At 56.5% G+C, this 818-nt stretch carries 2 protein-coding genes; both read right to left on the bottom strand.

All coding sequences use genetic code 11. The features are described 5' to 3' along the window. A partial coding sequence (locus A3754_RS08005) for a transposase (protein ID WP_156496913.1) occupies window positions 1-332 on the bottom strand: 332 nt, incomplete at its 3' end. 406 nt (window positions 333-738) lie between these two features. Further along, on the bottom strand, window positions 739-818 hold an 80-nt coding region (locus A3754_RS28830), incomplete at its 5' end, for a peptide-methionine (R)-S-oxide reductase (RefSeq protein WP_369817593.1).

Here is an 818-nt window from a genome sequence, read left to right as displayed (position 1 = left end):
AAGGCCCCTTTTTCATGTTGCAGATGGCGGGCAAGTAGCTGCGCATCAGAGGCGTCCGTTTTTGCGCGACCACCTGTGCCCTTGCGGTAATGGTGGAGGCGAGAACCATCAATCACGTAGATGTGGTGGCCTTTACGGTGGGCCAGCTCAATGACATCCATGTGATAAGTGCCAGTGGCCTCGATGGCTATCTCGCAGAGGGAAGGCAGATCCTTGAGCCAAGCCCGAATGGCTTGGGGTGTGTTCTCAATGGAATAGGTCTGGCCCAGAAAATAGATGACCAACTCGGCCTTGGCCACGTCGATGCCGATAATGGAGGGTTCTACTTGCATTGCCACTGAACAGCCCCTTGCGCTAGGTTACACATGCTTGTCGGGGCGCACCTGAAACGCTGGCTTGCTAGGTATCGTCGGTCTGAGGTGCAACTCAGCCGATGGATTCTTTATCGGCGTATGAATAGGTGCGGGGTGGGGCCAAATCTCCTACCGTCTGTACCCTTGGGTCAGATGCTCCTTTGGTCCCTCCACCCCGGCAAGTCCTGCATGGTTGCAGGAAGAGCATTCAAACATACAAGCACCTCTTGAGGTGCGAACCGCCCGTTTTGCGCATTGGCAATCTGAAGGCGATCCTTCGCCGAGGCTCAGGTTCGCACCTCAAGAAGTGCTCCTACAGCAGAGTCGGCTTGGGTTGTCGCGCCGTCAGCGAGGTTATTCGCTACGCTTCTGGTGATGGGACGGATTAATTCTGCGCCTTGAACACCATGGAGGCGGAGTTCAGGCAATAGCGTTGGCCAGTGGGCGGTGGGCCGTCGGGGAAGA

Source organism: Alcanivorax sp. HI0083, assembly GCF_001635175.1.
The sequence above is the reverse complement of the archived record's forward strand: the minus strand, read 5'-3'. Positions and strand labels throughout refer to the sequence as shown.